We start from the raw sequence: 26,295 nt of genomic DNA on the forward strand, positions 1-26,295 counted from the left end.
GGCCTTACCGCCCTCGGCAACCCCGGCCCGGCCGCCCTCGAGGAACTGGGCCTTCCACCGCGACACCGACTGCTCCGAGACCTTGTTCCGCCGAGCGGCCTCGGCGATCGTCATCTCCCCGGACAGCACGCTCAGCACGATCCGGATCTTGTCCTCCACCGGGAACACCGGGGGACGGCTCATCGTCATACCTCCTGCTCAGGAACCTACATAACCCCTGAGCCACAAAGTCTGACGCGCGACAGACGCGGTAGCGGGATAACACAGTTGTGCCCCGCAAGTTGCGGGCCGGCGCGTCACCCGCAGGCAACTCCGTCCGGATGGATTGGCCGGAGATCTCTGTCGGTTGCTCACAACGCTCGTTACGCTCCGGCCAGGAGGTGGCGACGGTGCTCCTGGGCCTGGCCAAGTCACTGACGAGCAAGGCGGTAATCACGGCGCGCAGCGTGCACGTGATCAGGCAATCGGGCTTGATGGGACGCCCGGACGAGGGCATCCGGTCGTTGCTGACGATGCACAAGGTCGGTCCGTTCGCCGGGACGCTGGCGGTCGGTGCGCGTAAGGATCCGCATGCCGTGGCGTTGGTCGACGAGGCGGGGGAACTGACCTACGCCGAGCTGGACCAGCGGTCGAACGCGCTGGCGCGGGCGTGGGCCGAGCGGGGCGTCGGGCCGGGCACGGTGATCGGTGCGCTGTGCCGGGACCATCGCGGGCTGGTCACGGCGATGGGCGCTTCCGGCAAGGTCGGCGCGAAGTTGCTGCTGCTCAACACCGGATTCGGCAAGATGCAGCTGGCCGACGTGATGCGCCGCGAGGGTGCCGTGAAGTTGGTCTACGACCAGGAGTTCACGCAGCTGCTGGAGGCGGTCGACGGCACCGTGGAGCGCTACCTGGCCTGGACCGAGGACGCCGACACGGTTCCCGACGGTGTGCTGAGCGTCGAGCAGCTGATAGCCCGCACGTCCTCGCGGCCGGTCCCCACGCCGCCTCGGCCGGGCAGCTTCATCCTGCTGACCAGCGGGACGACCGGCACGCCGAAGGGTGCGCCGCGCGAGAAGACGTCGCCGATCGCGAGCGCGCAGTTCCTGGACCGCATCCCGTTGCGCCCGAAGCAGGCCATGTTCATGGCCGCGCCCGCATTCCACGGCACCGGGTTGGCGCAGTTGCTGCTCGCGCTCGCACTCGGGCACAAGGTGATCATGCGGCGCCGGTTCGACCCGGAGGCGACGTTGCGCGCCGTCGCCGAGCATCGGTGCCAGGTGCTCGTGGTCGTCCCCACGATGTTGCAGCGCATCCTGGACCTGCCGGAGGAGACGAGGAAGCGCTACGACGCCTCGTCGCTGGAGATCATCTTCTCCGCGGGCTCGGCGATCCCGGTGGACGTGGTGCAGCGGACGATGGACACCTTCGGCGACGTCCTCTACAACCTCTACGGCTCGACCGAGGTCGCCGTCGCCACCGTGGCCACGCCGGAGGAGCTCCGCCGCGATCCGCGCACGGCAGGGAAACCGCCGGTCGGGTGCTCGGTACGGCTGTACGACCACGACGGGAAACCGGTCACCGAGCCCGGCAAGGTCGGCCGCATCTTCGTCGGCAGCAGCCTGTCGTTCTCCGGCTACACCGGGGGAGCGAACAAGGAGGTCATCGACGGACTGCTGTCGACCGGCGACATGGGCTACTTCGACGAGTCCGGCCAGCTGTTCGTGGTCGGCCGGGACGACGACATGATCGTCTCCGGTGGCGAGAACGTGTATCCGCTCGAGGTGGAGGACCTGCTGTCGAGCCGTCCGGACGTACGGGAAGCCGCGGTCGTGGGGGTGGACGACGAGGAGTTCGGTCAACGGCTCAGGGCGTACGTCGTGCTCGCGGACGGCCACACCGGTGACGAGCGGAAAGCCGACGAATTGAAGGCCTACGTGAAAGCGAATCTCGCGCGATACAAGACGCCGCGGGATGTCGTCTTCCTTGCTGAGCTGCCGCGCAACGCCACCGGAAAATTATTGCGCGGAAAACTCGCAGAAAGCTGATTCCGGGTGACATTTCCCGCGGTCGAGGAATCGTTTCCCCGAATTGCGGACAAAGAATTCGGCCCGTGGCTCGTCGTGCCACGGGCCGAACTGCAGGGGGAGTTCGCTACGAGGTCACCAGGCCGGCGGGCGGTGTCGGCTCGCTCGGCTCGGCTGCGCGCCTGCGCGCCCGCAATGCTCGCGCGGCCTGCCCGCGTGGGCGCGGCGGTTCGAGCAGGCGAACCAACGAACCCGCAGGCCGGCCCAAGATTTCTTCCAGCGCTCGCACCGCGGAGATGGAGCGCGCCCGCTCCGGCTGGCGCTTGCCGGACTGCCAGTACGACAGCGCCGTCACGCTGATCGGTATCCCGCGGTTGCGCAGCCGCACCTGAATCCGGTCCAGTCCGAGTCCGCTGGCCTTGATCGCCGCGCGCAGCTCGCGGGAGAACGGCGTGCTCCGATCATCGTCCCCGGCGCTACCACCGGGGGTGGGTGACATGGTCATCAAATCTGCCCTCGCTATTCTCGTCACCGGCCACCGGATCGGCCGCTCGCCCCTTGCGCCGGTCAAGTCCGAATTGCCGGTATTGTCACTGAGAATCCGGTCTTATTCTGTCATAAAAAACTGCGCCGAGGGATGCCGCATACGTCCGAATGGTCTAATACGTTGTTCGGGAATGCGGTGCGAATGCGCGGGCGCCGGATTGTGTGCTCGTGAAATGTTTCACGTACGTGAAAAGGGTGGGAGACGGCGTCAGTTCGAATCGCCGTCGGCGAGCTCGACGACGTTGCGCAGGCTGCCGCGCAGCAGCGCGAGCACGCGATCTCGGTTGCCGGGCCGATGGGCCGCCCAGTCCAGACACAGCTCCTCGGCGAACGACAACCAGGCCCCGATCGCCGCGCGCACCATCGGCGCAGGCCGTTGAATGCCCAGCGTCAGCAACAGCTGGTCGACCATCTGGGTCCGGGTCTCTTGTGCGATGTCGTGCAGCCAATCGCCCGGCGCGGTGCCGCGGAACAGTCCGGTGTACAGCTCGTGCCGTCGCTCGATGAACGACAAGTATCCGTCGGTGACGTCGTCCAGCTCGCTGGGCGAGTCACGACCCGCGGGGAACGCGGCACGAAGCATGCGGCGGCCGGCCGCTCGCACGACCTCCGCGTAGAAGTCCTGCTTGGTGGGGAAGTAGTGGAACAGCAATGTGCGCGAGATACCCGCTTGAGCGGCCACCGCGTCCACGGTGATCTCGTGCAACGGCCGTTCGGTGAGCATCTGCAGGCCGATGCCGATGAGCTGCTTGCGCCGCTCGACCGGGTCGTGCCGCTGGCGGCGCTGCGGCGTTGTCGTGCCCACCAAAGGCCTCCCCACGGTGCTATTGAGCGATGCTCAATAAGACTGTAGCGTGCCAGACATGGACTTCGCACTGTCGCCGCAAGCGGCCGAGCTACGGGACAAAGTCGCCGACTTCATCGCCACCGAGATCGCTCCGGTGGAGGCCGAGTACGCCGAGTCGTTGCGCAAGCTGGACGACCCGTGGGTCGAGCTCCCCGTGATCGAGGAGCTCAAGCGCAAGGCGCGCGACGCCGGGCTGTGGAACTTTTTCCTGCCACCCGCCAAGGCCGACGTCACCGGCTATCCGGGACTGTCCAACGTCGACTACGCGCCGCTGGCCGAGTTGATGGGCCGATACCCGTTCGCGCCCGAGGTGTTCAATTGCAATGCACCGGACACCGGCAACGCCGAGGTGCTGGTCCACTACGGCAGTGACGAACAGCGGGAACGCTGGCTCAAGCCGCTGCTGGAGGGCAAGATCAGGTCGGCGTTCTGCATGACCGAGCCCGCCGTGGCCTCGTCGGACGCGACGAACATGGCGGCCACCGCGGTGCCGGACGGTGACGAGGTGGTGATCAACGGGCGGAAGTGGTTCTCGTCCGGCATCGGCCACCCGAACTGTGCGTTCGTCATCTTCATGGGGCTGACCGACCCGGAGGCGCCGCGGCACGCCCGGCACTCGATGGTCATCGTGCCGCGCGACCACCCCGGCCTGCGGGTCGAGCGCATGCTCAACGTGTTCGGCTACCTGGACCCGCCCTACGGGCACGGCGAAGTGGTGTTCGACAACGTGCGGGTGCCCAAGGAGAACGTGATCGCAGGGCTGGGCCGCGGCTTCGAGATCGCGCAGGGCCGCCTGGGACCGGGCCGGATCCACCACTGCATGCGCACGATCGGCCTGGCGGAGCGCGCGCTGGAAGCGGGCCTGCAGCGCGCGACCGCGCGCACCGCGTTCGGCAAGTCGCTTGCCGACCTGGGTGGTAACCGGGAGCGGATCGCCAAGGCCCGGATCGCCATCAACCAGGCGCGGCTGCACGTGCTGTACACCGCGTGGTTGCTGGACACCAAGGGCGCCAAGGGGGCGCTGTCCGAGTTGTCCCAGATCAAGGCCGCGGTGCCGGTCATGGCCCAGGAGGTCATCGATTTCGCGATCCAGCTGCACGGCGCCGCGGGCGTGACCGACGACTTCCCGCTGGCCTCCGCGGCCGCGTGGGCTCGCGCGCTCCGGCTGGCCGACGGGCCGGACGAGGTGCACCTGGGCGTGGTGTCGAGGCTGGAGCTGGCCCCGTACCGGGAGAAGTCGTGACGGAACGCAAGAACATCCTGATCACCGGTGCCAGTTCGGGCCTCGGTGCGGAGATGGCGCGCCAGTTCGCGGCGAAGGGGCGCAACCTCGCGTTGTGTGCGCGCCGGCTGGACCGGATCGACGAGCTGGCCGAGACGTTGCGCGGCGAGCACCCCGGGATCCAGGTGGTCACCAGGAAACTGGACGTGACCGACAGCGAAGCGGTCTTCACCGTTTTCCGGGAGTTTCGCGACGAGCTCGGCCGGATCGACCGCGTCATCGCCAATGCGGGTCTCGGCAAGGGGCAGCCGCTCGGCACCGGGTACTTCGAGCGCGCCAACAAGCAGACGGTGCAGACCAACGTGGTGGGTTTGCTCGCCCAGTGCGAGGCCGCGATGGAGATCTTCCTCGAGCAGCAGGCCGGACATCTGGTGGTGATCGCCTCCGTGCTGGCTCAGCGCGGCGCACCGCGCACGCTGACCGCGTATGCCGCCAGCAAGGCGTTCGCGGCGTCGTTGGGTGAAGGCATTCGCCTGCACCAGGGCAGCGGGCCGGTGAAGGTGACCACCCTCAAGCCCGGCTACATCGAGTCGGAAATGACCGCGCGGGCGCCGAAGAATCCGCTCATCGTCTCGACGGAGAAAGGCGTGCGGGACATGATCGCCACGATCGAGCGTGAGCCCAAGTCGGCGTTCGTGCCGCGGTGGCCGTGGTCGGTGGTCGCACCGATGCTGCGGATCGCCCCGGACTGGTTGCTGCGAAAGGTGATGTGAGGACGACGTGACGGTGCACGACACTCCCGGGGCGGTGCGTGACGAGGACGCCTTCGACCCGGCAGCGGTTCATGCGTGGCTGAGCGAACGTCTGGACGGATTGTCCGGGCCGCCGACGGTGCAGCAGTTCCCCGGCGGCGCGTCCAATTTGACGTACCAGCTGAACTACCCGGACCGGAAACTGATCCTGCGGCGCCCGCCGCGAGGGCATCGCGCTGCCTCTGCCCACGACATGCGGCGGGAGTTCCAGGTCCAGCAGCGCTTGCGTCCGGTGTTCGAGTTCGTGCCGAAAATGCTGGCGTTCTGCGAGGACGAGAGCGTCATCGGCGCGGAGTTCTACGTCATGGAGAAGCTGGACGGCATCATCCTGCGCCGGGATCTGCCGGAAGGGCTGAATCCGACGCCGGAGCAGACCAGGGCGCTGTGCCTGCAAGCGATCGACCGGTTGATCGAGTTGCATCAGGTCGACGTGGAAGCCGCCGGTCTCGCCGACATCGGCAAGGGGCCGGGCTACGTGCGCAGGCAGATCGACGGATGGTGCCGCCGGTTCGAGCGAGCGCGTACGGACAACGTGCCGGACTGCGCCGAGGTGATGCGCTGGCTGCAGGAGAACCAGCCGGAGGACGTCGGTGCGTGCCTGATCCACAACGACTACCGGTTCGACAACCTGGTTCTCGACGACTCGTTGCAGGTCATCGGCGTGCTGGACTGGGAGATGGCCACCGTCGGCGATCCGTTGATGGAACTGGGCGCCGTGCTGGCCTACTGGACGCAGGCCGACGACGACGAGTTCCTGCAGAGCATGCGCCGCCAGCCGACCCACCTGCCGGGGATGCTGACCCGCGACGAGGTCGTCGAGTACTACGCCGAGCGCACCGGCCGTCAGGAGCAGGTCGCCAAGAACGGGACCTTCTACCGGGTGTACGGGATCTTCCGGCTCGCCGTGATCCTGCAGCAGCTCTACAAGCGCTACGTCGACGGCGGCACGCACAATCCGATCTACGCGAACATGTGGGAGTACGTGGTGTACGCCGACCGTCAGTGCCGTGAACTTATCGCGTCGGACGCGAAGGCTGCCGGCTGATGGGCGCGATCTACCTGGTGCGGCACGGCCAGGCCTCGTTCGGCTCCGACGACTACGACAAGCTGTCCCCGCTGGGCAAGGAGCAAGGCGTCGTCGTGGGGGAGGAGCTGCGGCGACGTGGTCTGGAATTCGCCGTGGTGCGCAGCGGCAGCATGGCGCGGCAACGCGACACCGCGATCGCGGCGGGCTTCCACGCGGACCAGGACGCGCGGTGGAACGAGTACGACTTCGCCGACGTGTTCGCCTACGCCCCCGAGGTGCCCGAGACCAGCGACGAGCGTGGCTACCAGCGGGTGCTGGACGCCTCGCTGCAGGCGTGGGTGGCCGCCGGTCCCGGTGACGGTCGGGCGGCGGAGAGCTGGGACGACTTCACCGCGCGGGTCGACGGCGCCCTGGAGTCCGTGGTGAGCGAGCTGGGCTCCGGCCAGAACGCGCTGGTGTTCACCTCCGGTGGGGTGATCGCGGCGATCACCGGTCGGATCCTCGGTGACCGGCCGGGGTTGTTCTGGCGGCTCAACCGGATGATGGCCAACGCGGCCATCACCAAGATCATCAGTGGTCGGTCCGGGCTGACGTTGGTCGCGCTGAACGAGCACGGGCATTTCGAGGGCGCGCGGAGGCATTTGTTCTCGTTCCGGTAGGAAAAACGCATGGGGTTTCGCGACGCCAAGCTCGTTCCGCTCAACGGCGAGGGGCCCGAGGATGTCGTGGTGGACGCCGACGGCCAGGTCTACACGGGGTTGTCCGACGGCCGCATCCTGCGCGTCAGCCAGGACGGTCGCACGGTCGAGACCATCGCCGAGCTGGATGGGCGGGTCTACGGTCTGGAGTTCTACGGAGAGGACGAGTTGGTGGCGTGCGGGGGACCCCGCGGGCTGCTGGCCGTCTCGATCTCCGACGGCGCTGCGCGCTCGCTGGTCAGCGGCGCGGATCTGCGGGCGTGCAACAACGCGGCGGTGGCGGCCGACGGCACGATCTACTTCAGCGATTCCTCGACGCATTTCGATCCGTCGCAGTGGCGCAGGAGCCTGCTGCACCAGACCGGCACCGGGCGGTTGCTGCGCCGCACACCGGACGGCGAGGTCGAAGAGCTGCTCGGCGGGCTGCATTTCGCCAACGGCGTCGCTCTCGCCCCGGACGAGTCGTTCGTGGTGGTTGCCGAGACGGGGGAGCGGCGGCTCACCCGGTACTGGCTGACCGGTGACGCGGCAGGCACGAGCGATGTGTTCGCCGACAACCTGACCGGCTATCCGGACAACGCCTCGACCGGCTCCGATCAGCTCATCTGGGTTGCGCTGGCCAGCCCGCGAGTGCGCGCGTTCGAAGTGCTGCGGGGCACGCCGAAGGTCGTGCGGGACGTCGTCGGCCGGTTGCCGCAGCGGCTGCGGATCACCTCGACCGTCGCCGCGATCGGGCTGGACACGTCCGGCAAGGTCGTGCGGCAGTACCGAGGGAGGCTCGAGGGCTTCACGGTGCTCAGCGCGGTCCGCGAGCGGGACGGGTGGCTGTACTTCGGCAGCCTGCTCGGTAACCACGTCGTGGTCATGCCGTACCTGGGCTGAGAACTGATCCAGTTCCCGCCCTAGCCTGTGCGGGGCTTGGAACCCGGGTGCGGGCAGTGGGCTGGTGATCACCTCGGGATCGACAGTGTGTCCCCGCGCGACATGACTGGCCACTGAATCGGGGCCGACACCTTTCCAGGTGCGATGCGTGGGCGGGCTCACGCACGCGCGGTTTGACCGGCCGAGCGCGCCGACCGGAGACTGGCGTCGTGAACCAGACATCGACGTTCGGCCCCACGAAGGCCCAGCAGAATCCCTCGGACAACCAGCTCATTGCCCCGCGCCACGAACCGCTGGCGTACGTGTTGCGCTCGGGGCTGGTGGAGAGCGTGCACTACGGCTCGATGGTCGTGCTCGGGCCCGAGGGCGAGGTGCTCTTCTCTGCAGGGGAGCCGGACGCGGTGATCTATCCCCGGTCGGCGATGAAGCCGGTGCAAGCGGCTGCCATGGTGCGGCTCGGCCTGCGCCTGCCGCCGCACCTGCTGGCGCTGGCCGCCTCCAGCCACTCCGGCGAGGATCAGCACGTCGACGGTGTGCTCCGCATGCTCACCGAGGCCGAACTCAGTGTGGACGACTTGCGCAATCCGGTCGGCCGGCCGCTGGACCCGGAAGTTCGGGACGCGCACCTCGCCGCCGGTGAACCCGCCAGCCGAGTGGTGCAGAACTGCTCGGGCAAGCACGCCGCGATGCTGGCCACGGCCAAACTCAACGGCTGGCCGCTCGCCGGCTACCTCGCCCCCGAACATCCGCTGCAGCGCTCGATCGCGGAAACCGTGACCGACCTGACCGGAGAGAAGCCCGCGCACGTCGCCGTCGACGGTTGCGGGGCACCGCTGTTCGCCGTCACGCTGCGCGGGCTCGCTCGTGCCGCGTCGGCCATCGCCACCGCGCAACCGCCGACCGCCGAGGCCGAGGTGGCCGCAGCGATCCGCCGGCATCCGGAGATGCTCGGCGGCTCGGATCGCGGCGTGACCCGGATGATTCAGCAGGTGCCCGGAGTGATCGCCAAGGACGGCTACGAGGGCGTGCTGGTCGCCGCCTTGCCGGACGGCTCGGCGGTCGCCGTGAAGGTGGCCGACGGTGCGCCACGCCCCCGCGAGCAGCTGACGGCCGCCGGGCTGGCGCTGTGTGGCGTCGATCCGCGCGTGATCAACCCGCTGCTCGGCACCGCCCTGACCGAGACCGACGGCGTGCGCCTGGCCGAATCCCTGGCGGATCGGGTGGTGCGGGCTTAGCCCGGGTGGCTGCCGCGGTCGGTCGACCCGGGCGCTGCCGGGTGCCGCCGCGCTGCGCGAGGGTCGCCGTCGGGCTGCCCGGTCGCGTGGCGCGGACGCTTACTCGGGCGTCCCTGCGGTGCGGCCGACTGCGGGCCTTCCTGGGCGACCTCTGCGGGCCGTCGAGCGCGGGCCTTGCCGGCTCCACCGCGGAGCGGGGGCGTTGCCGGGCAGCTGCCGCGGTCGCGTGGTGCGGGCGTTCATCCGGGCGCCCCCTGCGGGCGGCCTACCCGGACACCTCCCGCAGCCGCTTGGCCGTCTCCTCGGGGCGCACGTCGTTGAGGAACGCGCCCATCAACGTCTCCACGCTGGCCAGGTACTTCAACTTCTCCGCGGCCCGGCGCGGTGAGACCAGCTCGAGGCGCAGGTACGCCAGGTCCCGGTCGATGGCCACGGGTGCCTGCTGCCAGCCGGCCATGTACGGCAGCGGCTTGTCGTAGAGCGCATCGAGCTTGCGCAGCAACCGCGGATACAACGAGGCGAAGTCCTGCCGCTCCACCGCGGTCAGTTCGGTCAGGTCGGCCACCTGCCGGTTCGGGTAGACATGCAGCTCGACCGGCCAGCGAGCGGCCTCCGGCACGAACGCGGTCCAGTGCGTGGTGTGCTCGACGATGCGGATCTCCGCGTCCAGCTCGTTGGCCAGCACCTCGGCGAACAGGTTGCCGCCGGTGCGGTGATAGTGGTTGCGCGCTTGCTCGAGCATCCGCCGCGCCCTGGGCGGCACGAACGGCAACGCGTAGATCTGCCCGTGCGGGTGGTGCAGCGTCACGCCGACCTCGACGCCGCGGTTCTCGAACGGGAAGACCTGTTCGACACCCGGCCTGCCGGACAGCTCGGCGGTGCGGTCGGCCCATGCCGACAGCACCAGCTCCACCCGGTCGTCCGGCAGCGAACTCAGCGCCGCGGTGTGGTCGCTGCTGAAGCAGATCACCTCGCAGTGGCCGCCGGGTGGGGTCAGCGAGGGGAAGCGGTTGTCGAAGACGACCACCTCGTAGTCGTCCGACGGAATCTCGGTGAGCCTGCCGTCGCGTGACGGACACAGCGGGCACTCGTCCGCCGCGGGCAGATGCGTGCGGCCCTGTCGATGGGTCGCCACCACCACGTACTCGTCCTGCAGGACGTCGTGCCGCATCTGGCTCTGCGCGGACAACGGCGGCAGATCACGCTTGTCCGCCGCGGACCGGTCGGTGCCTGGCTCGCGGTCGTAATACGTCAGCTGTCTGCCATCGGCCAGGCGGATCGTGCTCGTGTGCATGCGCAGAACGCTACCCGGCCTCCCGGAACATCACGTGCAGGCCGACGTAGCCGTGCTTGCGGCTGCGAAAAGCGCCGGGCACCGTGCCGATGATGCGGAATCCGAGGGACTGCCACAGGCGCACCGCTGCGGTGTTGGTCTCCACCACCGCATTGAATTGAATTCCCCGGTAGCCGTTGCGATTGGCCCAATCGATCACGTACTCGCCGAGCGCGCGCCCGATTCCTTTGCCGTGCCGGTCCGGGTCGACCATGAACGACGCGCTGGCGATGTGCGAGCCCGGTCCCGGTCGGTTCGGGTACATGGTCGCCGAGCCCACGATCGGTTTGGCCGGGTCGGTGTCGTCGACCGCGACCACGGTGTGCGCGGGCGGTTCGAGCTGCATCCACAGCCGCTCGGCGCTGTCCTTGTCGATGTCCGGGTCGTAGGCGTACGTCTCTTCCGCGGCGACGATGCGCTGGAAGAACGGCCAGATCGACGCCCAGTCGTCCGGCTGAGCTTGCCTGATCTGCATGGTCAAAAGCTTGCCCGCCGGGTTTGCCGGCGGGCAAGCCAATTTGGCCGGATGCTCACTGCGCGGTGGCCAAGATCTCGTCGATGCGGTCGTAGGACTCCTGCATGCCGGATTCCATCCCGGAAGCCAGCACCGCGTCCCGCACCTCGCGCGAGCCGTACTCGCACACCAGGGTCACCGTGGTGCGTCCGCCGTATTCGTCGAACGTCGCGGTGATCACCGCTTCCGGGCTGCCTTCCGCACCGCCGCCGAGCTCGGCGGGCATGTTCAACCACCGCTCGGTGTAGACGGCGCGTCGTGGCGGCTCGATCTCCCGATACGTGCCACCGAAGAGGACCTCCATGCCGTCCGGCCCACGTTGACCGAACCGGTACGAACCGCCCGGGCGCAGATCGATCTCGGTGATGTGGTTCTCGTACTTGCGCGGGCCCCACCAGTTGCGCACGTGCTCCGGCTTGGTGAACGCGTCCCACACCAGCTCGCGCGGGGCGGCGAACTGCCTGCTGATGACGATCTGGGTGTCGGTCGGGGTGGTGATGACCGCGCTGCCTGTCGTGCTGCTCATGACGATTCTCCCTGCTGGAGTCGGTCCAGGTAGTCATCGAGGCGCTGGTAGCTGTCGTCCCAGAACCGCTGGTAGTTACCGACCCAGTGCGAGACCTCACGCAGCGGTGCGGGCTCGAGCCGGCACGGTCGCCATTGGGCGTTGCGGCCGCGGGTGATGAGCCCCGCGCGTTCCAGCACCTTCAGGTGCTTGGAGACCGCGGGGAGGCTCATCTGGAACGGTTCGGCCAGCTCGTTGACCGTGGCCTCACCGTCGGCCAGCCGCGCCAGGATGGCGCGCCGCGTCGGATCGGCCAGGGCCGAGAACACCTTGCTGAGCTGGTCGTCCGCCATAGAAAACCACCTAGTTAATTAACTGATTGGTTTAATGTACGCCTGCGTCGGAGCAGGGTCAACACCGGGAGGGACAAGCGTCAGACCTCGGGCAGCACCTGCGGGTCGAAGCCCATCGCGATCATCATCGCCCGCAGGTGGCCCTCCCATACGTGGTTGATGTCGTTGCGCAGCCAGTTGAAGTGGCCGAACAGCTCGAGCGTGAGGTGGCCCTGCACGGTGACCTGGGCGCCCGCGGTGATCGCGGCGATCTGTGGATCGAGGTGGAGGCCGATCTTGGCCCAGTTCGCGACCAGCTGCGGGTCCAGGTCCGGCGTGTACGTCAACAGGCTGCGCTCGAGGTCGATCGCACCAGCGCTGACCGCGGACGACACGGTGGACAGCGCGACGCCGAGATAGCGCGACGCGGCGGCCTGGGTGATCTCGGGTGGGGCCTGGTAGCCGGGCAACGGCGTGCCGTAGATGAGGGCGAAGTCCGACGGGTTCGCCAGCGCCCATTCACGGAAACCGTTGGCGTACGCGCGCCACCGGCCCACGTGGTCGTCCTCCGGGAGTGCTTGCACCGCCGAACCGACCGCGTCACCCACGGCGTGGTAGGCGTCCACGCACAGCGCGGTGATCAGGTCGTCGATGCCTGCGAAGTACCGGTACAGCGCCGACGGCGTGATGTTCATGTCCCTGGCCACCGCCCGCAGCGACAGGCTGGCCGGGCCGCCCGCAGCCATCTGCTCGCGGGCGTACATCTTGATCTCGTCGATCGTGGCCTGACGGAACCGCTCGCGCCGCGACGGCGCGCGCTGCGAGGCGTTGTTCGCGGCTTCGGCGGATCGCATGACAGGCATCTTTACTCCACTACGAGAACACCGTCAACTTTTCTTGGCGCGTGTTCTTGACGGAGAACAAGTTGGTTGACTACTCTCTCCGGCGAGAACAGTGTTCTCTACTCAGACCAGTGTACAGGGATTCCTGAGTTGCAGGGGGAGGGAATCCGTGGAGGCGGGGCCGCTTCTGGGGGTGGGGCCCCGCCTCCAGCACTGGTACAACGAATAGGGCGGCGCGGTGGGGGACGGCGTGCGGTGCCCGGCGAAGGTGCCGTGCGCGGCTGGAGGGTCGGAGGTGCCAGATGGATCCCCACGATTCGGTGATCCCGTTGCACACGCTGGAAGGCGTGCGCGGCGCCGAGACTTCGACGCATCACTACCGCACCGAGGACGGCCTGGATCTGAGCCTGCTGAGGTTCTGCCGCGAGCCGAGTGACGACGTGGTGCTGGTGGTCTCCGGGCTGACCACGTCGAGCGACATGTACATCATGCCGGAGCACCGCAATCTGGTGAGCTTCCTGCTGGACAACGGGTTCACCGACGTGTGGACGGTGGACGTGCGGTTCAGCAACCGGCATTCCTACAACGTCTCCGGCAGGCGGGACACCCTGGACGAGGTGGCCCGCTACGACTTCGCGCCTGCACTGGACGTCATCGAGCGCGAGACCGGGGTGGACGGGGTGCACGTCATCAGCCACTGCCTCGGCTCGGTGGCGATCATGATGGCGGTGTTCGGCCAGGTGAAGGGCGTGGCGGGCCGCGTGCGCAGCATCATTGCCAACAGTGTCGGTCTGACCCCGCGCGTGCCGCTGTGGTCACAGATCAAGCTTGCCGTGGCTCCGGTGATCCTCGAGGACGTGCTGCGGCTGCACAGCATCGGCCCGAAGTGGGGGGAGCGGCCGGTGTGGTCGCGCGAAGGGCTCATCGCCCGGATCACCGAACTGTTCCACCCGGAGTGCGACGAGCGGGCCTGCCACATGCTCAGCCTGATGTGGGGCAGCGGACGGCCTGCCCTGTACGAGCACGAGAACCTGCATCCGGTGACGCACGACCGCAGCGGCGATCTCTACGGCCCGACCGGGTTCGCCTATTACCGTCACGTGGCGAAGATGCTGCGCGCCGGCCAAGCGGTCACCTACAACCGGCGCCGTCACCCGGAGCTGCCGGCGGAGTACCTGTCCGCGGCGGCCGAGGTCCGCACACCGGTGCTGCTGACCACCGGCACGGAGAACCGGGTCTTCGTCGATTCCAACCAGGTGTGTTACGAGCGTTTGGAAGCCGTCGCGCCGGGCAGGCACGAACTCGAGGTGTTCGACGGCTATGGTCACCAGGACGTCTTCATGGGGCAGCACGTCGCACGGGACGTCTTTCCTCGAATGCTGGATTTCCTGAAACGTCAGGCGGGCTAAGTGCGAGATCGGTCGGTCGGGCACCGCGCGTTCTCGCATGCCGAGCTGTCCTGGCTGGCCTACGACTGGGAACGGGTCGGCGATCCGGACGTCGCGCCGCGGTGGCCGTTCAAGGTGTTCCTGCCGCGTAGTACCGAGGACGTCGTGCGGGCCGTGCGGGAAGCCGCTGCCGCGGGCGAGAAGCTGATCGTGCGCGGCAGCGGCCACTCCAGCAACCGGCTGGTGACCGGGGAGGGCGGCACGGTGCTGCTCACCGAGCTGATGGATCGGGTCGAGGTGGACGAACGCGCCAGCACCTGCACGATGCAAGCCGGAGCGCGGCTGCTCGACGTCGATCAGCGGTTGGCTCGGCACGGCTTCGGGCTCAAGGTGGTCGGTGACCACGGCGACATCACGGCGGGTGGGTTCGCCTCGGTCGGCGGGATCAGCCCGGCCTCGCACCGTTTCGGGCTGTTCGTCGACACGGTGACGCAGCTGGAGTACGTAGACCACGCCGGGAAGGTCCATCGGTGCGGTCCCGGCGACGAGGCGTTTCGGCGTGTGCTCGCCGGGCTGGGCCGCTACGGCGTCATCACCGAGCTGACCGTCGAGCTGCAGCGGATCGACAAGCAGCGCACGGTGCTGCGCAACGACCGGGTGCTCACCGGCACGTTTGCCGACTTCCTTGCCCGGGCCGAGGAGCTGGTGTGCAACCCGGATCCGGCGCTGTACGCCCGTGCGTTCTGGGTCGATCTCGGAAAAGCGGGGTACGGGCAGATCTCGCGGTACCACCTCGCGCGGAAGCGGCCGGACCGCGTGCTGCGGAGCCGTCTGGCCGCGGGGTATCAGCGTCTGATCGGCGCGGCCGTGACGAACCTGCCACCGGCGGCGGGAGCGATCGCCAAGTACGCGGGGGTCGCGGCGATGGTGTTGCCGCCGATCTACCCGACGGTCGAGCGGGTGGAGCGGTTCGCCGACGATCTCGCCGACGCCACGGTCGGCGGTCCGACGCGCATGTTCATCGCGATCGCTCCGGCCGAGGCGGCGGCCGACGTTGCCCGCGGCATGCTCGAGGCCTGCGGTGCAGCGCGGGAGGCGGGGGCAGTGGGTCCCGTGGCGCTGTATCTGAAGCCGATCAGGTCCCCGTACCTCAGCGGTGATCGAGATGACGTGCGACATGCGGAGATCACGGTGACGGCGACGGTGGACCCGGCCACAATGACCGAAAGCGTTCTGTCCACCGTGGTCGAGCGGATCGACGACGTCGCCCTGGCGCACCGGGCCTTCCGGTACCTGCACACCCGCACCAGTGAGGATCCGCAACGCCGCAGATGGTTGGATCCGAACGCGCGTTATGGCAGTGACGAGGAAGGCGCGGAGGCGCGATGGTGGGCTTGACCTTCCGTGAGCGGATGTCGGGGCCGTTCGTGCTCGGTACGTCCGACGCGGCCGATGCGGTGGAGCGCGGCAGGCGCGCCGGCTGGGTGATGACGTTGCACGCCACCGTGCGCGTCACGGACATCGATACGTTCGTTCACTCAGCCAATCCGCGTGCGGAGATGTCCGGGTCGGTGACGATGCCCGGGGTCGCCGAGCCGGTTCCGTTCACCGGTGGCGTGTTCGAGCTGTTCCCGTCCGACGGCGAGGCGCTGATGCGCTATTACGTCCCGTTGGACGAGGCCTTCGGTGAGCGCGGCCGGTTCCACCTTGCCGGGGTCAAGTGCTGGCGGGACAAGCCTGTGCTCCACCGGATGTGGTCGGACACCACCCGCCTCGAGGTCACGCTGCACCGCGGGCGGGACGCCGGGGCCGACGTCGTCGGTGCGGGTCAGCTACGCATCGGTTTCGTGGATTTCTTGGCGGCTCTGGTGTCGATGCGGGCGACCGGTGCGCGCACTCCGGCGCAGGTACTCCGGGCGGTGGGCGCTTACGGTTGGCTGTTCGCCCGGAAGCTGAGCGAGGCGTACCTTCCAGGGAACGCACTGCCACGTTGAGGTTGTTCGCTGGGGAGGTAGGAATGCGCAGCGCGGCGCCCGAAGAGCGAGCCGATGTCGTGGTGGTCGGATCCGGCTTCGGAGGCTCGGTGTCGGCGTATCGGCTCGCCGAGGCCGGTCAGGACGTGGTGCTTCTCGAGCGGGGCAGGGCGTACCCGCCGGGCAGCTTCCCGCGGAATCCACGCGAGATGAGCCGTGCGTTCTGGGACCCGACGGAGGGCCTGCAGGGCATGTTCGACGTGTGGACGTTCCGCGGCTTCGACTCGCTGGTCAGCAGCGGGCTCGGCGGCGGATCGCTGATCTACGCGAACGTGATGATCCGCAAGGACGAGCGGTGGTTCGTGTGCGAGGATCCACTGCCGGGCGGCGGCTACGAGACCTGGCCGGTGACGCGCGCCGAGCTCGATCCGCACTACGACGCGGTCGAGCGGATGCTGAACGTCTCGCCATATCCGTTCGAGTCGCCGGCGTACGCGGGGTCGCGCAAGACCCATGCGATGCGGGAGGCGGCCGAGAAGCTCGGGCTGGAGTGGTCGTTGCCTCCGCTCGCGGTGAGTTTCTCCGCGGCGCCCGGGCAGCAGCCCGCGATCGGCTTGCCGCTGGTCGACCCACCGTACGGGAATTTGCACGGCGTCCAGCGCAAGTCGTGCCGGTTGTGCGGTGAGTGCAACATCGGCTGCAACGACGGTGCGAAGAACAGCCTCGACCACACGTATCTGTCCGCGGCGGCCGCGGAAGGCGCGGACATCCGGCCGCGTTGCGAGGTCCGCACGATCGAGGCCTTGGAGGGCGGCGGCTACCGAGTCGGCTACGTCGAACATCTGCCGGAGAACGAAGGGCGGGACGTCGACTGGGAGGACATGCCGCGGCACACCATCGTGTGCCGCCGGCTGGTGCTCGCCGCCGGAACGTACGGGACCACGTTGTTGCTGTTGCGCAACCGGGAGACGCTGCCGGGGCTCAGCGATGCGCTCGGCACGAAGTTCTCCGGCAACGGTGACCTGCTGACGTTCCTGATGCCCGCCGATGACGAGGAGAACGTGCGTCAGTTCGGTGCCTCCGAGGGGCCGGTCATCACCAGCGCGCTGCGGGTCCCGGACGCGGTCGACGAGGGTGTGACGGGGGAGTGCGCGGAGCGCGGCTTCTACATCCAGGACGGTGGCTATCCGGCGTTCGCGGAGTGGATCGCCGAGACGTCCGGGCCGAAGAGCCTGTGGCGGATCGGCGCGTTCCTCGGCAAGTGGCTGCTCACCACGTTGAAGCTGGCGCCGGACAACAGCCTGGGCGCCGAGCTGTCCGACCTGCTCGGAGACGGCACCCTGTCGGCCGGAGCGTTGCCGCTGCTGGGCATGGGCCGCGACGTCCCGGACGGCGTGATGCGGCTGGACGGTGATCGGCTCGACGTGGAGTGGACCTCGGAGACCAGCATGGCTTACTTCGAGCGTATGCGGTCCACGATGCGGCAGATCGCCGACGCACTCGGGACCGGGTTCGTGGACAACCCGATGTGGTTCTTCCGGCGCATCGTCACGGTTCACCCGCTGGGCGGCGCGCCGATCGGCGACCACCCGGGGGAGGCGGTGTGCGACGCGAACGGCGAGGTGTTCGGGCACCCGGGGCTGTACATCGCCGACGGTGCCGCGATGCCGGGGCCGGTCGGTCCGAATCCGTCGCTGACCATCGCGGCGATGGCTGACCGGATGTGCACGCGGATGCTCGAACGCAGCACCGAGCCGGTGTGATCGCTGGTGGGCTCGGGCGGCATCGCCGCCCGAGCCCATCTCGACCCCGCCCGACCTACTCGGCCGGGGTCGGTTGCGCTTTCCGGAACCGCCGTCGCACGCGTTCCTTGCCGCCCTCGACCAGGCTGTACAGCGTCGGCACCAGCACGAGCGTGAGCAGCGTCGACGAGATCAGCCCGCCGATCACCACGATGGCCAGCGACTGGGCGATGAACCCACCGGAGCCGGTCAGGCCGATGGCCATCGGGATCAGCGCGCAGATCGTGGCCACCGCGGTCATCAGGATCGGGCGCAGCCTGCGTCTGCCGCCTGCGATGACCGCCTCGCGCACCGACATGCCCTGCGCCCGGTACTGGTTGATCAAGTCGATCAGCACGATCGCATTGGTCACCACGATGCCGATCAGCATCAGCAACCCGATCATGGCGGGCACACCGAGCGGGGTGTCGGTCAGGCGCAACAACCCGATCGCTCCGGTCGCCGCGAACGGCACCGAGACCAGCAGGATCAGCGGCTGCACGAAGCTGCGGAACGTGGCCACCATGATGATGAACACCAACGCGATGGCGATCAGCATGGCCAGCTGCAGGTCGGCGAACGCGTCCTGCTGCTCGGCGCTGGACCCGCCGATCTGGTAGTCGGTGCCCTCCGGCAGGTCGAGCTCGGCCAGCGTGGTGGTGAGCTCGTCGGTCACCGCGCCGAGGTCGTCGATGTCGGCCGCCGCAGAGATGGTGGCGGCCCGCTCACCCTCCGAGCGGCTGATCTGCGTCGGCCCGTCGACCTCGCGCACGGTGGCGACCTCGGACAGCTCGACCGGGCCCACGGCGGTCGGCAGCTCGAGTTTCTTGACGTCGGAGACCGTGGCAGGCTTCTTCTCCGCCGAGGCCAGGACCAGTTCGAGGTTGCGGCCGTCGATCGTCACCTCGCCCACCGGGCTACCGCGGAACGCTTGCGCCACGTACTGCCCGATGGTGGCCTCGGACAGCCCCAGCTCGGTGGCCTCCTTCTTGCGGACCGAGATCTGCACTCGCGGTGCGGCCTCGCTCAGGTCGGAGGTCACGTCGCGCAGGCCGTCGATCTCTTCCATGACGGATTCGACCTGTTGCGCGGCGTCGGCCAAGGCTTTGCGGTCGGCGCCGGTGACGATGACTTCGACGGCGTTGCCGCCCATCTCCTCGCCGCCGCCTCGCATGCCGACGGTGACGTCACCGACGCCGTTCAGCTCGGCGATCCGTTCACGGAGCTTGTCCTCCACCTCGGGCGTCTCGGCGTCATCGCTGACCGTGACCGAGAACGTGGCCCGGTCGGTGGCCGCGCCCAGCCCGCCGAGCATCGGGTTCCCCGCGCCGATGTTCGCCTGGTAGGACGCGACGTCCTCGGTCTCGTCGAGGACCTTCTCGATCTTCTTGGCGGCCCGGTCGGTGGTGGCCAGGTCCGTGCCCGCGGGCATGGTCATGCTGACCTGAGTGGTGTCCTGACCGGTGGAGTCCAGGAAGTTCGTCTTCAGCCCGGGCAGCAACAGGCCGGTACCGATCAGCACGGCGACGCCGATCAGGATGGTGACCGCCCGGAAACGGGTGGCGAAGCGCAGCACCGGGACGTAGGCGCGCTGCAGGGGAGTGCGCAGCTCGGCCGCTTCGGCTTGTTCCCGCAGCCGCCGCACCTGCTCTTCGTCCTGGTCCTCGGCCTGCTTGGGCCTGCGCATGAACCAGTACGCGAGCACCGGGATGACGGTGAGCGAGACCAGCAGCGACGCCAGCAGCGCCACCGTCACGGTGATCGCGAACGACGAGAACAGTTGGCCGACCAGACCGGTGACGAAGGCAATCGGCAGGAACACCGCGACCGTGGTGAGCGTCGACGATGTCACCGCACCGGCGACTTCGCGCACGCCGTTCAACACCGCACGGTGCTTGGGTTCGCCGTAACTGAGGTGCCGTTTGATGTTCTCCAGCACCACGATCGAGTCGTCCACCACCCGGCCGATCGAGATGGTCAACCCGCCGAGCGTGAGCATGTTGAGCGAGTAGTCACCGATCCACAGCGCGATGAGCGCGATGACCACCGACAGCGGGATCGACACGGCGGTGACCAGCGTCGAACGCAGCGACAGCAGGAAGATCATGATCACCAGCACGGCGAACACCAGGCCGAGGACACCCTCGGTGGTCAGGTCCTCGATGGACCGCTCCACGTAGGGCGACTGGTCGAACACCACGGTGATCGAGGTGTCTTCGCCGATCTGCTCGGCGATGCCGTCGATGCGCTCACGCACCTCGTGCGAGATACCCACCGCGTCGCCGTCGGTGACCATGGTGATCGACAGGCCGAGGCTCGGCTTGCCGTTGGTGCGGGTGATGCTGGTGGCCTCTTCGGGCTCGAGCTTGACCGATGCGACGTCGCCCAGCTTGACCGGCTCCGGTGGCCGGGCCTGGGTGGGTGGCTGCGCTCCCGGCGCCTGCTGACCGGCGTTCGGGCCCTGACCGGCGTTCGGCTGACCCGCTGGGCCCTGTCGGCCCGCGCCCGTCTGCCCACCCGGAGCTTGCTGACCCGCACCCGGTTGCCCGGCGCCCGGCTGAGCAGCCGGGCCTTGCTGCCCGGCGCCCGCCTGCCCGCCGGGCGCTTGCTGACCAGCGCCGGGCGTCGGTTGGCCGGGGGCGCCTGCGCCCGGCCCGGCCCCTTGCCCGGCAGGCTGGAGGTAGAGCCCCTTGATGTCGGCGACGCTGTCCAGCTTCCCGCCGACCTGCACCGTCACTGAGCGGTTGTCCGCCGTCAGGCTGCCCGCAGGCACCACGACCCCGTTCGCCTGGAGAGCCTGCACGATCGCGGTGGGGCTGATTCCCCGTTCCGCCAGCTCGTCCGCGTCCGGCTTGATCACCACGCGGTCCTCCCGCGCACCGGTGATCGCCACGTCCGCGACGTCCGGGATCGCTTCGAGCTCGGGAACGGCGATCCGTTCGAGCTTGTCGGCGAGTTGTCGCTGACCGTCGCCGTTGCTGACCGCGAGCACCAGCACCGGAATGTCGTCGGTGCTGCCCGCGATCACCTGCGGTTCGACGTCCTCGGGGAGCTCGTTCTCCACCTCCGACACCGCGGACTTGATGTCGTCGACCAGGTCGTCGGCTTCGTTGCCGTAGTCGAAGGCGACGCGCACCGTGGAGACGTTCTCCGCCGAGATCGACGTGATCTCCTCGACCGAGTCGAGGGTGCGCAATTGGTTCTCGATCGGCTCGGTGACCTGATCCTCGACCGTCTCCGGCGGCGCACCGGGGTAGGGCGTGACCACCGAGACCATCGGCAGACTCAACGAGGGGAACAGCTGCTGTTTCAACTGCGGGATGGCGAACACGCCGACAGCGCTGATCACCAGCGAGATCAGGATGACCAACGCGCGGTTGGCAAGGCTGAGCCTGGTCAACCCGGTCATGGCGGTACCCCTTCGGTGCGAACAGAACGCGCTTCGATTTGGGCGATGCTAACATTTCGCCTCAGGCAAACTTTTCGTGTGCCACAAAGTTCTCGGCGAGGAGGATGTCGTGCCGGGGTCGGACGAGCGCGGGCGGTTGGTGTCCAGCCTGGCGTGCCTGCAGCGCGATCTCGCCCGCGCGCTGATCCCGGATCAGGAACCGCCGTTCGTCAACTCGACGCTCACCATGCAGCAGCTCCGGCTGGTGGTGAACCTGGCGCTGGACGGGCCGGCGTCCAGTCATGAACTGGCGGCGAAGTTGCGGGTGGCGATGGGCACGCTCACCGGCATCGTCGATCGGCTGGTGGCGCAGGGGCTGGTGGAACGCCGGGAGGATCCGAACGATCGCCGGATCCGCCGGGTGGCGTTGACCGAGGAGGGTCAGGCGGAGGTGGATCGCATGCTCGACGCGGGCGCGACGCAGTTCCGCCGAGTGTTGGAACGAGTGGACACCGACACGCTGCGCCAATTCGAAGAGGTCATGCACGCCCTCATCGATGCCGCGAAACAGCTGCGCGGCGAATAGGGTGTGCGCGTCCGACGGCGCGAGAGGTGCGGGCGGGTCAGCACCGAGGTGCGGCTGCGACGAGAGAGGTCCGCGCCGAGACCCACCGCTGCGCGACGGCTGGCGCTCAGCCCAACACCGAGGCCCACCGTTGTGCGACGGAGGCGAGGTACGCCGGGTCGCTCACCGCAACTTTGGCGAACTCGTCGCGCCGCTCGAACGGGATGCACGCGTCGATGACCGCGCGGCTGTTGAACGGCGGCTGTCCCTTCGGCAGCATCGGATCGAGCTTGCTGCCCCACGTGCGGGTGTTGATCTCGATGTCCGTCGCCGGGTCCGAGCGGGTGGACATCGCCCACACGACCTCGCCGAGGTCCTTGGGGTCGATGTCGTCGTCGACCACCACGACGTAGCGGTTCATGTAGGCCGCGGTCGGGATGTGTCCCGCGAGCTGTCCGACCTGGCGGGCGTGCCCGGCGTACTGCTGGGAGATCGACACGACGATGAACAGTCGGCCACCCCCGGTTTCGTGCGCCCAGGCACCCTTGATGCCGCGCACGCCGAGCCCGACGAGCTGATCTTCGATCATGGCCGACTTCAGCGCGGTGCGCATGTACGAGTAGTCGTGCGGCGGTTTCCCGGGTGACGCGTGCTCCTGCCGAGGCCGCTTCGATGGCCGCGGTGACGCCCGCGACGCCCGCGCCGACGATGAGGACATCGACCGAGGTTCGGCGGATGGGGCTGGTGTTCACCGGGGGCTCCCACGCGGGGCGTCAGTTATCGAGGGTGACGTACTGTACTAGTTTACTTAAGATTAGTCTTTGATGGAAGTCGAGAAGTCTTCCGTGGAGGACGCTCGCCGGGTCGGGAGGTCGTCATGAGGCTGGACATGCCCTGGGGCACGCTGTCGGCCGTCGACGAGGGGCGGGGCCCGGTCGTGGTGCTGCTGCATTCGTTGGCGATGAGCGGCGAGATGTGGCGGCCGCTGATCGATCGGATGCGCGACGACTTCCGCGTCATCGCTCCGGATGCGCGCGGGCACGGGCAGTCGACGTGGGACGGCGAGCCGTTCACCGTTGTTGATCTGGCGGAGGACATCGCGGCGCTGATCACCTCCCTCGATGTCGCCCCGGTGTCGGTGCTCGGTCTGTCGATGGGTGGGTCCACCGCGATCGCGCTGGCGACCCGGCGTCCCGAGCTGGTCGATCGGCTGGTGCTGGCCGACACCACGGCCTGCTACGGGCCGGACAGGGAACAGGCGTGGCGGGACCGTGCCCGCGTTGCGGTCGGCATGCCGCGCGAGGAGCAACTGCCGTTTCAGCACGATCGGTGGTTCTCGCCGGGGTTCGTCGCCGCGCACCCGGAGGAGGTCCGGCGGGTCGAGAAGATCTTCCTGCGGACGGAGTCCCGGGCCCATGCCGCCGCGTGCCATGCGCTGGGTGCGTTCGACGACACCGAGCGGCTCGCGACGATCACGTGCCCGACGTTGATCGTGGTGGGGGAGGACGACTATGCGACGCCACCGTCGATGGCCGAGGCCTTGCACGCCGGGATCGCCGGCTCCCGGCTGGAGATCGTCGCGGGCGCGCGGCATTTGAGCTTGCTCGAGGACAGCCGGTCGTGGCCGGTGGTGCTGGAGCATCTCCGGGGCGACGGCAGGTAGTGGCCGTGGCCGGCAAGGTTCCTGCCGTCGCGTCGGCGGTTCGGGTCATCGAGCGGCTGGCGGCCGAATGGCCGGATGCGGTGACACCACGGCAGCTGGTGGACGAGCTGCAGTTGAACCGAAGCACCTGCTACAACATCCTGTCGACGTTGCAGAGCGCCGGCTGGGTGCGGTCGTTGTCCGATCGGGGTGGGTGGACCCTCGGGCCACGGTTGCTGACGCTGACCGGGGTCAGCCGGGCCGTGGCGTTGCGGGTGATGCAGGACGAGATCGAGGACCTCAGCAGGCGTCTGGGATTCGTGGTGTTCATCGCCGAACGCGACGGTTCGGGCGGATACGTCGTGGTCGCGAAGGCCGAACGGCGGCCCGGGGTCCGGGTGACGGTCAGTGTCGGAGAGTACTTCGAGTTCTCCGCGCCGGCGTTGATGAATGCGTTCCACGCGTGGTCTGCCGAGGAGGAGTTCGACCGCGCGGTCGAGCGGCACCAGATCAAGCAGTTCACGCCGAACACCCTGGTCGACCTGGCGGATCTGCACACCGAGTTGAAGGCCACCCGGCAGCGGGGGTACAGCATCAGCCTCCAGCAGTTCGACGTCGCCCAGGGCGGCGTCGCCGCGCCGATCTTCGACCGGCACGGACAGGTCTCATGTGTGATCACGACGTTGGCGTTCGCTTCCGAGCTGCACGAGGGCAATGTGGCCGAGATCGGGGAGCGGGTCGCCGCGTGCGCCGCGCGGATCACGCAGCACTTGGGCGGTCGGCCCGGCACTCGGTAGCGCGACCTGTTGTGCCGGCACCGAACGGGTCACGGGGCCGCCGGATCGTGCCACGCCTTGGCGCGCCGCCAGGTCCGGCCGGATAAACTTGGGGCGTGCGGGTACCGCACACCGGCCTCCGTAGCTCAGCTGGATAGAGCAAGAGCCTTCTAATCTCTAGGTCGCAGGTTCGAGTCCTGCCGGGGGCGCAGAAGACCAGGTGGAACGCACGTGGGCCGATCTCCGAGGAGATCGGCCCACGCTTTACCCCCATCTTTGCCCTCGTCACTCGGGCGCGATGACGTCGAGCGCTGCCGCCGCCGCTCCCCCGACCACTCCGCGGTTCATGTAGACGTCCTGGGTCATGCTCACCTGGGCGTGGCCGAGGTAGTCGGCGATCTGTCGTGCGGTCAGCCCGGCCTCATCGAGGTGGGTGGCGACCAGGTGGCGGAAGGCGTGCGGGTGCAGCCCCTCCCAGGGGGTGCCCTTGACCGCCATCCGGAGCTGCTTGCGGGTGTTGTCCGGATCGCGCAGCGTGCCCGTGGTCGAGGGGAACACCCACGAGCTGGTGCCGGCCGCCGCCCGGTGGCGCAGGACCTCCCCCGCCCAGGCCGGGAGCTTCAGGGTGCGCATCCCGGCGGTGGACTTGGTGTGCGGCTGCACGATCAGCCCGCTGCCCGGCACGCGGATCACCGTGCCCTCGATGCGGATCGTGCCGGCGTCGAGGTCAACCCGGCTCCAGTCCAACGCCAGCAGCTCGCCGATCCGGCAGCCGGTCGCGGCCAGCAGGTCGACGAGGTCGACCAGGTCGTGCTGCCGCTCGGGAGGCAGGGAGCGCAGGTGCTCGCGGAGCTTGGGCAGCTCCTCGGCCGACAGCACCGGCCCGGCCTTCTGCCCGGGGGCCTTCTTGCCGCCGGCGGTGAGCCCCGGGACGTTGCGGATCGGGTTGCTCTTGATGGCCTCGTGCCGAAGCGCCAGGTCGAAGATCCCCGTGAGCACCACCCGGGCGTGCTTGGCGCTGCCCAGCCCCGTGTTGTCCCGGATCGCCCGCAGCACCCGATCCGCGATCCCCACGGTGACCTCACCGACTTGGAGATTGCCGACCGCCGAGGCCAGATCCCGTTCCCACGCCTGACGGTAGGTCTCCTTGGTGCGCAGTGCCTTGTCTGACTCCTGAAGATCCCGCAGCCACAGCGCCGCCACCGCCGCGACCTTCGACCGGCTGGTGATCTCCTCACTGCTACCAGCCCGGGTACGGTCCCGCAGGGCCTCCTTGAGCCTGTTCTCCGCGTCGGCCTTGCTCCTGCCGATCCGCTCGACTGGGCGTGTCACCCCGTCGTAGTCGCGGTAGTTGGTGCGAGCCCGGACCCGCCTGGGGCCCAGCTTGTACACCCGGATCTTGCCGTGCGTGCCGAGCGGCAGCGGTGGCCGAGGCATCAGCGCACCTCCTTCGGCTCCGGTGGTAGGGCGGCGTCCAGGTAGAGCCGGCCCTGCTCGGTGGCGCCGCGGTTGGGGTAGATGTCGCTGACCCGGTGCACGGTGAGCACCTGGGCCAGCACGGCAGCGGCGTGGGTGAGTTCGGTCGGGGTGCCCATGAGCCGGATCTGCATCAGGCCACCGCCTTCTTGACCTGCTCGGCCACCCACTGCATGACGTCCTCAGGGCGGTACCGCACGTACTTGCCCATCCGGCAGCCGGGTGGCCCGTAGCCTTTGGTGCGCCATTGGTAGAGGGTGTTGACGGGGATGCCGAGGATGTCCGAGAGGTCCTCGACGCTAAGCAGCTTGGGCATGGTCGTTGTCCTTTCGGTGTTTGAGTGCTCGGTGTTGGCGGATGCGGGTGGCGATGGCGGCGGCTAGCTCGCGTTCGGCTTCGTTGGTGTAGCCGACACCGTCGAAGCGCCAGTCGTTGATGACGAGGACGTCGTTGGGGTCGAGTTCGGCGGCTGCGAGGTTGGTGGCCAGTCGCCAGGTTCGGCGGG

27 protein-coding genes, 1 tRNA gene and 2 pseudogenes are annotated in these 26,295 nt (G+C 68.6%); 15 read left to right on the forward strand and 15 right to left on the reverse strand.

All coding sequences use genetic code 11. The features are described 5' to 3' along the window. On the reverse strand, positions 1-183 hold a 183-nt coding region (locus YWM_RS23870), incomplete at its 3' end, for a helix-turn-helix domain-containing protein (protein WP_156914763.1). Between the two features lie 197 nt (positions 184-380). Here YWM_RS23870 and YWM_RS0115055 point away from each other — a divergent pair. Beyond that, positions 381-2,027 carry an acyl-CoA synthetase gene (locus YWM_RS0115055; protein WP_425426563.1) on the forward strand — a complete coding sequence of 549 codons (1,647 nt, stop codon included), beginning with the start codon at positions 381-383 and terminating at the stop codon, positions 2,025-2,027. A gap of 106 nt (positions 2,028-2,133) precedes the next feature. Here YWM_RS0115055 and YWM_RS23875 read toward each other — a convergent pair whose 3' ends face one another. Further along, positions 2,134-2,511: a hypothetical protein gene (locus tag YWM_RS23875; protein ID WP_245566055.1), complete on the reverse strand. Its 378-nt coding sequence runs from the start codon at positions 2,509-2,511 to the stop codon at positions 2,134-2,136. A 249-nt stretch (positions 2,512-2,760) separates the two neighbouring features. Further along, a complete protein-coding gene (locus tag YWM_RS0115065; protein WP_052344935.1) occupies positions 2,761-3,357 on the reverse strand; it encodes a TetR/AcrR family transcriptional regulator in 597 nt (198 codons plus the stop codon). Positions 3,358-3,415: 58 nt separating this feature from the next. Here YWM_RS0115065 and YWM_RS0115070 point away from each other — a divergent pair, with 58 nt between their 5' ends. From YWM_RS0115070 to YWM_RS23880, 6 genes are all read left to right on the forward strand, one after another. Beyond that, positions 3,416-4,642, forward strand: coding sequence for an acyl-CoA dehydrogenase family protein (locus tag YWM_RS0115070; protein ID WP_028851416.1), 1,227 nt, complete (start codon positions 3,416-3,418; stop codon positions 4,640-4,642). Beyond that, on the forward strand, positions 4,639-5,394 hold the full coding sequence (locus tag YWM_RS0115075; protein WP_028851417.1) for an SDR family oxidoreductase: 756 nt from the start codon (positions 4,639-4,641) through the stop codon (positions 5,392-5,394). The genes YWM_RS0115070 and YWM_RS0115075 overlap by 4 nt, the downstream gene beginning before the upstream one ends. A gap of 7 nt (positions 5,395-5,401) precedes the next feature. Then, complete coding sequence (locus tag YWM_RS0115080) at positions 5,402-6,478, forward strand: phosphotransferase family protein (RefSeq protein WP_028851418.1); 1,077 nt, start codon at positions 5,402-5,404, stop codon at positions 6,476-6,478. Continuing rightward, the gene (locus tag YWM_RS0115085) at positions 6,478-7,119 is read left to right on the forward strand and encodes a histidine phosphatase family protein (RefSeq protein WP_028851419.1); all 642 of its coding nucleotides are present in this window, start codon (positions 6,478-6,480) and stop codon (positions 7,117-7,119) included. The genes YWM_RS0115080 and YWM_RS0115085 overlap by 1 nt, the downstream gene beginning before the upstream one ends. Before the next feature lie 9 nt (positions 7,120-7,128). Further along, the gene (locus YWM_RS0115090; protein WP_028851420.1) at positions 7,129-8,040 is read left to right on the forward strand and encodes an SMP-30/gluconolactonase/LRE family protein; all 912 of its coding nucleotides are present in this window, start codon (positions 7,129-7,131) and stop codon (positions 8,038-8,040) included. 272 nt (positions 8,041-8,312) lie between these two features. Further along, a complete protein-coding gene (locus YWM_RS23880) occupies positions 8,313-9,275 on the forward strand; it encodes an asparaginase (protein ID WP_043661288.1) in 963 nt (320 codons plus the stop codon). A gap of 265 nt (positions 9,276-9,540) precedes the next feature. Here the strand turns inward: YWM_RS23880 and galT are convergent, their stop codons facing one another. The 5 genes from galT to YWM_RS0115120 form a co-directional block, all read right to left on the reverse strand. Beyond that, complete coding sequence (gene galT / locus YWM_RS0115100; RefSeq protein ID WP_028851421.1) at positions 9,541-10,569, reverse strand: galactose-1-phosphate uridylyltransferase; 1,029 nt, start codon at positions 10,567-10,569, stop codon at positions 9,541-9,543. A 10-nt stretch (positions 10,570-10,579) separates the two neighbouring features. Next, positions 10,580-11,083, reverse strand: coding sequence for a GNAT family N-acetyltransferase (locus YWM_RS0115105; protein WP_028851422.1), 504 nt, complete (start codon positions 11,081-11,083; stop codon positions 10,580-10,582). A gap of 55 nt (positions 11,084-11,138) precedes the next feature. Next, a complete protein-coding gene (locus tag YWM_RS0115110) occupies positions 11,139-11,648 on the reverse strand; it encodes an SRPBCC family protein (protein ID WP_043661264.1) in 510 nt (169 codons plus the stop codon). Continuing rightward, on the reverse strand, positions 11,645-11,980 hold the full coding sequence (locus YWM_RS0115115; RefSeq protein ID WP_028851424.1) for an ArsR/SmtB family transcription factor: 336 nt from the start codon (positions 11,978-11,980) through the stop codon (positions 11,645-11,647). The genes YWM_RS0115110 and YWM_RS0115115 overlap by 4 nt, the downstream gene beginning before the upstream one ends. Before the next feature lie 80 nt (positions 11,981-12,060). Beyond that, positions 12,061-12,813 carry a TetR/AcrR family transcriptional regulator gene (locus YWM_RS0115120; RefSeq protein WP_028851425.1) on the reverse strand — a complete coding sequence of 251 codons (753 nt, stop codon included), beginning with the start codon at positions 12,811-12,813 and terminating at the stop codon, positions 12,061-12,063. 290 nt (positions 12,814-13,103) lie between these two features. Here YWM_RS0115120 and YWM_RS0115125 point away from each other — a divergent pair, with 290 nt between their 5' ends. Genes YWM_RS0115125 through YWM_RS0115140 form a run of 4 tightly spaced genes read left to right on the forward strand, consistent with a single transcriptional unit; the run spans position 13,104 to position 17,925 of the window. Further along, complete coding sequence (locus YWM_RS0115125) at positions 13,104-14,210, forward strand: alpha/beta hydrolase family protein (protein WP_043661267.1); 1,107 nt, start codon at positions 13,104-13,106, stop codon at positions 14,208-14,210. Then, on the forward strand, positions 14,211-15,587 hold the full coding sequence (locus YWM_RS25295; protein ID WP_028851427.1) for an FAD-binding oxidoreductase: 1,377 nt from the start codon (positions 14,211-14,213) through the stop codon (positions 15,585-15,587). Further along, positions 15,575-16,183: a hypothetical protein gene (locus YWM_RS0115135; RefSeq protein ID WP_028851428.1), complete on the forward strand. Its 609-nt coding sequence runs from the start codon at positions 15,575-15,577 to the stop codon at positions 16,181-16,183. The genes YWM_RS25295 and YWM_RS0115135 overlap by 13 nt, the downstream gene beginning before the upstream one ends. A gap of 23 nt (positions 16,184-16,206) precedes the next feature. Beyond that, on the forward strand, positions 16,207-17,925 hold the full coding sequence (locus YWM_RS0115140; protein WP_028851429.1) for an FAD-dependent oxidoreductase: 1,719 nt from the start codon (positions 16,207-16,209) through the stop codon (positions 17,923-17,925). A 55-nt stretch (positions 17,926-17,980) separates the two neighbouring features. Here the strand turns inward: YWM_RS0115140 and YWM_RS23890 are convergent, their stop codons facing one another. Continuing rightward, positions 17,981-21,352 carry an efflux RND transporter permease subunit gene (locus tag YWM_RS23890; RefSeq protein WP_043661270.1) on the reverse strand — a complete coding sequence of 1,124 codons (3,372 nt, stop codon included), beginning with the start codon at positions 21,350-21,352 and terminating at the stop codon, positions 17,981-17,983. A gap of 109 nt (positions 21,353-21,461) precedes the next feature. Between YWM_RS23890 and YWM_RS23895 the strand changes: the two genes are divergently transcribed. Continuing rightward, the gene (locus tag YWM_RS23895; RefSeq protein ID WP_043661273.1) at positions 21,462-21,917 is read left to right on the forward strand and encodes a MarR family winged helix-turn-helix transcriptional regulator; all 456 of its coding nucleotides are present in this window, start codon (positions 21,462-21,464) and stop codon (positions 21,915-21,917) included. A gap of 106 nt (positions 21,918-22,023) precedes the next feature. Here the strand turns inward: YWM_RS23895 and YWM_RS0115155 are convergent, their stop codons facing one another. Continuing rightward, the gene (locus YWM_RS0115155) at positions 22,024-22,509 is read right to left on the reverse strand and encodes a UbiD family decarboxylase domain-containing protein (RefSeq protein WP_028851430.1); all 486 of its coding nucleotides are present in this window, start codon (positions 22,507-22,509) and stop codon (positions 22,024-22,026) included. Positions 22,510-22,573: 64 nt separating this feature from the next. Then, a pseudogene (locus YWM_RS27195) lies at positions 22,574-22,648 on the reverse strand (hypothetical protein); the annotation flags it as partial. A gap of 125 nt (positions 22,649-22,773) precedes the next feature. Here YWM_RS27195 and YWM_RS0115160 point away from each other — a divergent pair. The 3 genes from YWM_RS0115160 to YWM_RS0115170 all read left to right on the forward strand — a co-directional run bounded on the left by YWM_RS0115160 (position 22,774) and on the right by YWM_RS0115170 (position 24,523). Next, positions 22,774-23,559: an alpha/beta fold hydrolase gene (locus YWM_RS0115160; protein WP_028851431.1), complete on the forward strand. Its 786-nt coding sequence runs from the start codon at positions 22,774-22,776 to the stop codon at positions 23,557-23,559. Positions 23,560-23,564: 5 nt separating this feature from the next. Further along, complete coding sequence (locus YWM_RS0115165; protein ID WP_169720994.1) at positions 23,565-24,335, forward strand: IclR family transcriptional regulator; 771 nt, start codon at positions 23,565-23,567, stop codon at positions 24,333-24,335. A gap of 114 nt (positions 24,336-24,449) precedes the next feature. Beyond that, a tRNA-Arg gene (locus YWM_RS0115170) sits at positions 24,450-24,523 on the forward strand. 76 nt (positions 24,524-24,599) lie between these two features. Here the strand turns inward: YWM_RS0115170 and YWM_RS23900 are convergent. From YWM_RS23900 to YWM_RS26485, 4 genes and pseudogenes are all read right to left on the reverse strand, one after another. Further along, positions 24,600-25,751, reverse strand: a complete 1,152-nt coding sequence (locus tag YWM_RS23900) for a tyrosine-type recombinase/integrase (protein ID WP_043661278.1) — start codon at positions 25,749-25,751, stop codon at positions 24,600-24,602. Continuing rightward, positions 25,751-25,924, reverse strand: coding sequence for a hypothetical protein (locus tag YWM_RS26480; RefSeq protein ID WP_169720995.1), 174 nt, complete (start codon positions 25,922-25,924; stop codon positions 25,751-25,753). The genes YWM_RS23900 and YWM_RS26480 overlap by 1 nt, the downstream gene beginning before the upstream one ends. Beyond that, positions 25,924-26,106: a helix-turn-helix domain-containing protein gene (locus YWM_RS0115185; RefSeq protein ID WP_028847529.1), complete on the reverse strand. Its 183-nt coding sequence runs from the start codon at positions 26,104-26,106 to the stop codon at positions 25,924-25,926. The genes YWM_RS26480 and YWM_RS0115185 overlap by 1 nt, the downstream gene beginning before the upstream one ends. Next, positions 26,090-26,295 (reverse strand): annotated as a pseudogene (locus YWM_RS26485) (replication initiation protein); the annotation flags it as partial. The pseudogene YWM_RS26485 and the gene YWM_RS0115185, both read right to left, overlap by 17 nt.

This window comes from Thermocrispum municipale DSM 44069, from assembly GCF_000427825.1.
GTDB lineage: Bacteria > Actinomycetota > Actinomycetes > Mycobacteriales > Pseudonocardiaceae > Thermocrispum > Thermocrispum municipale.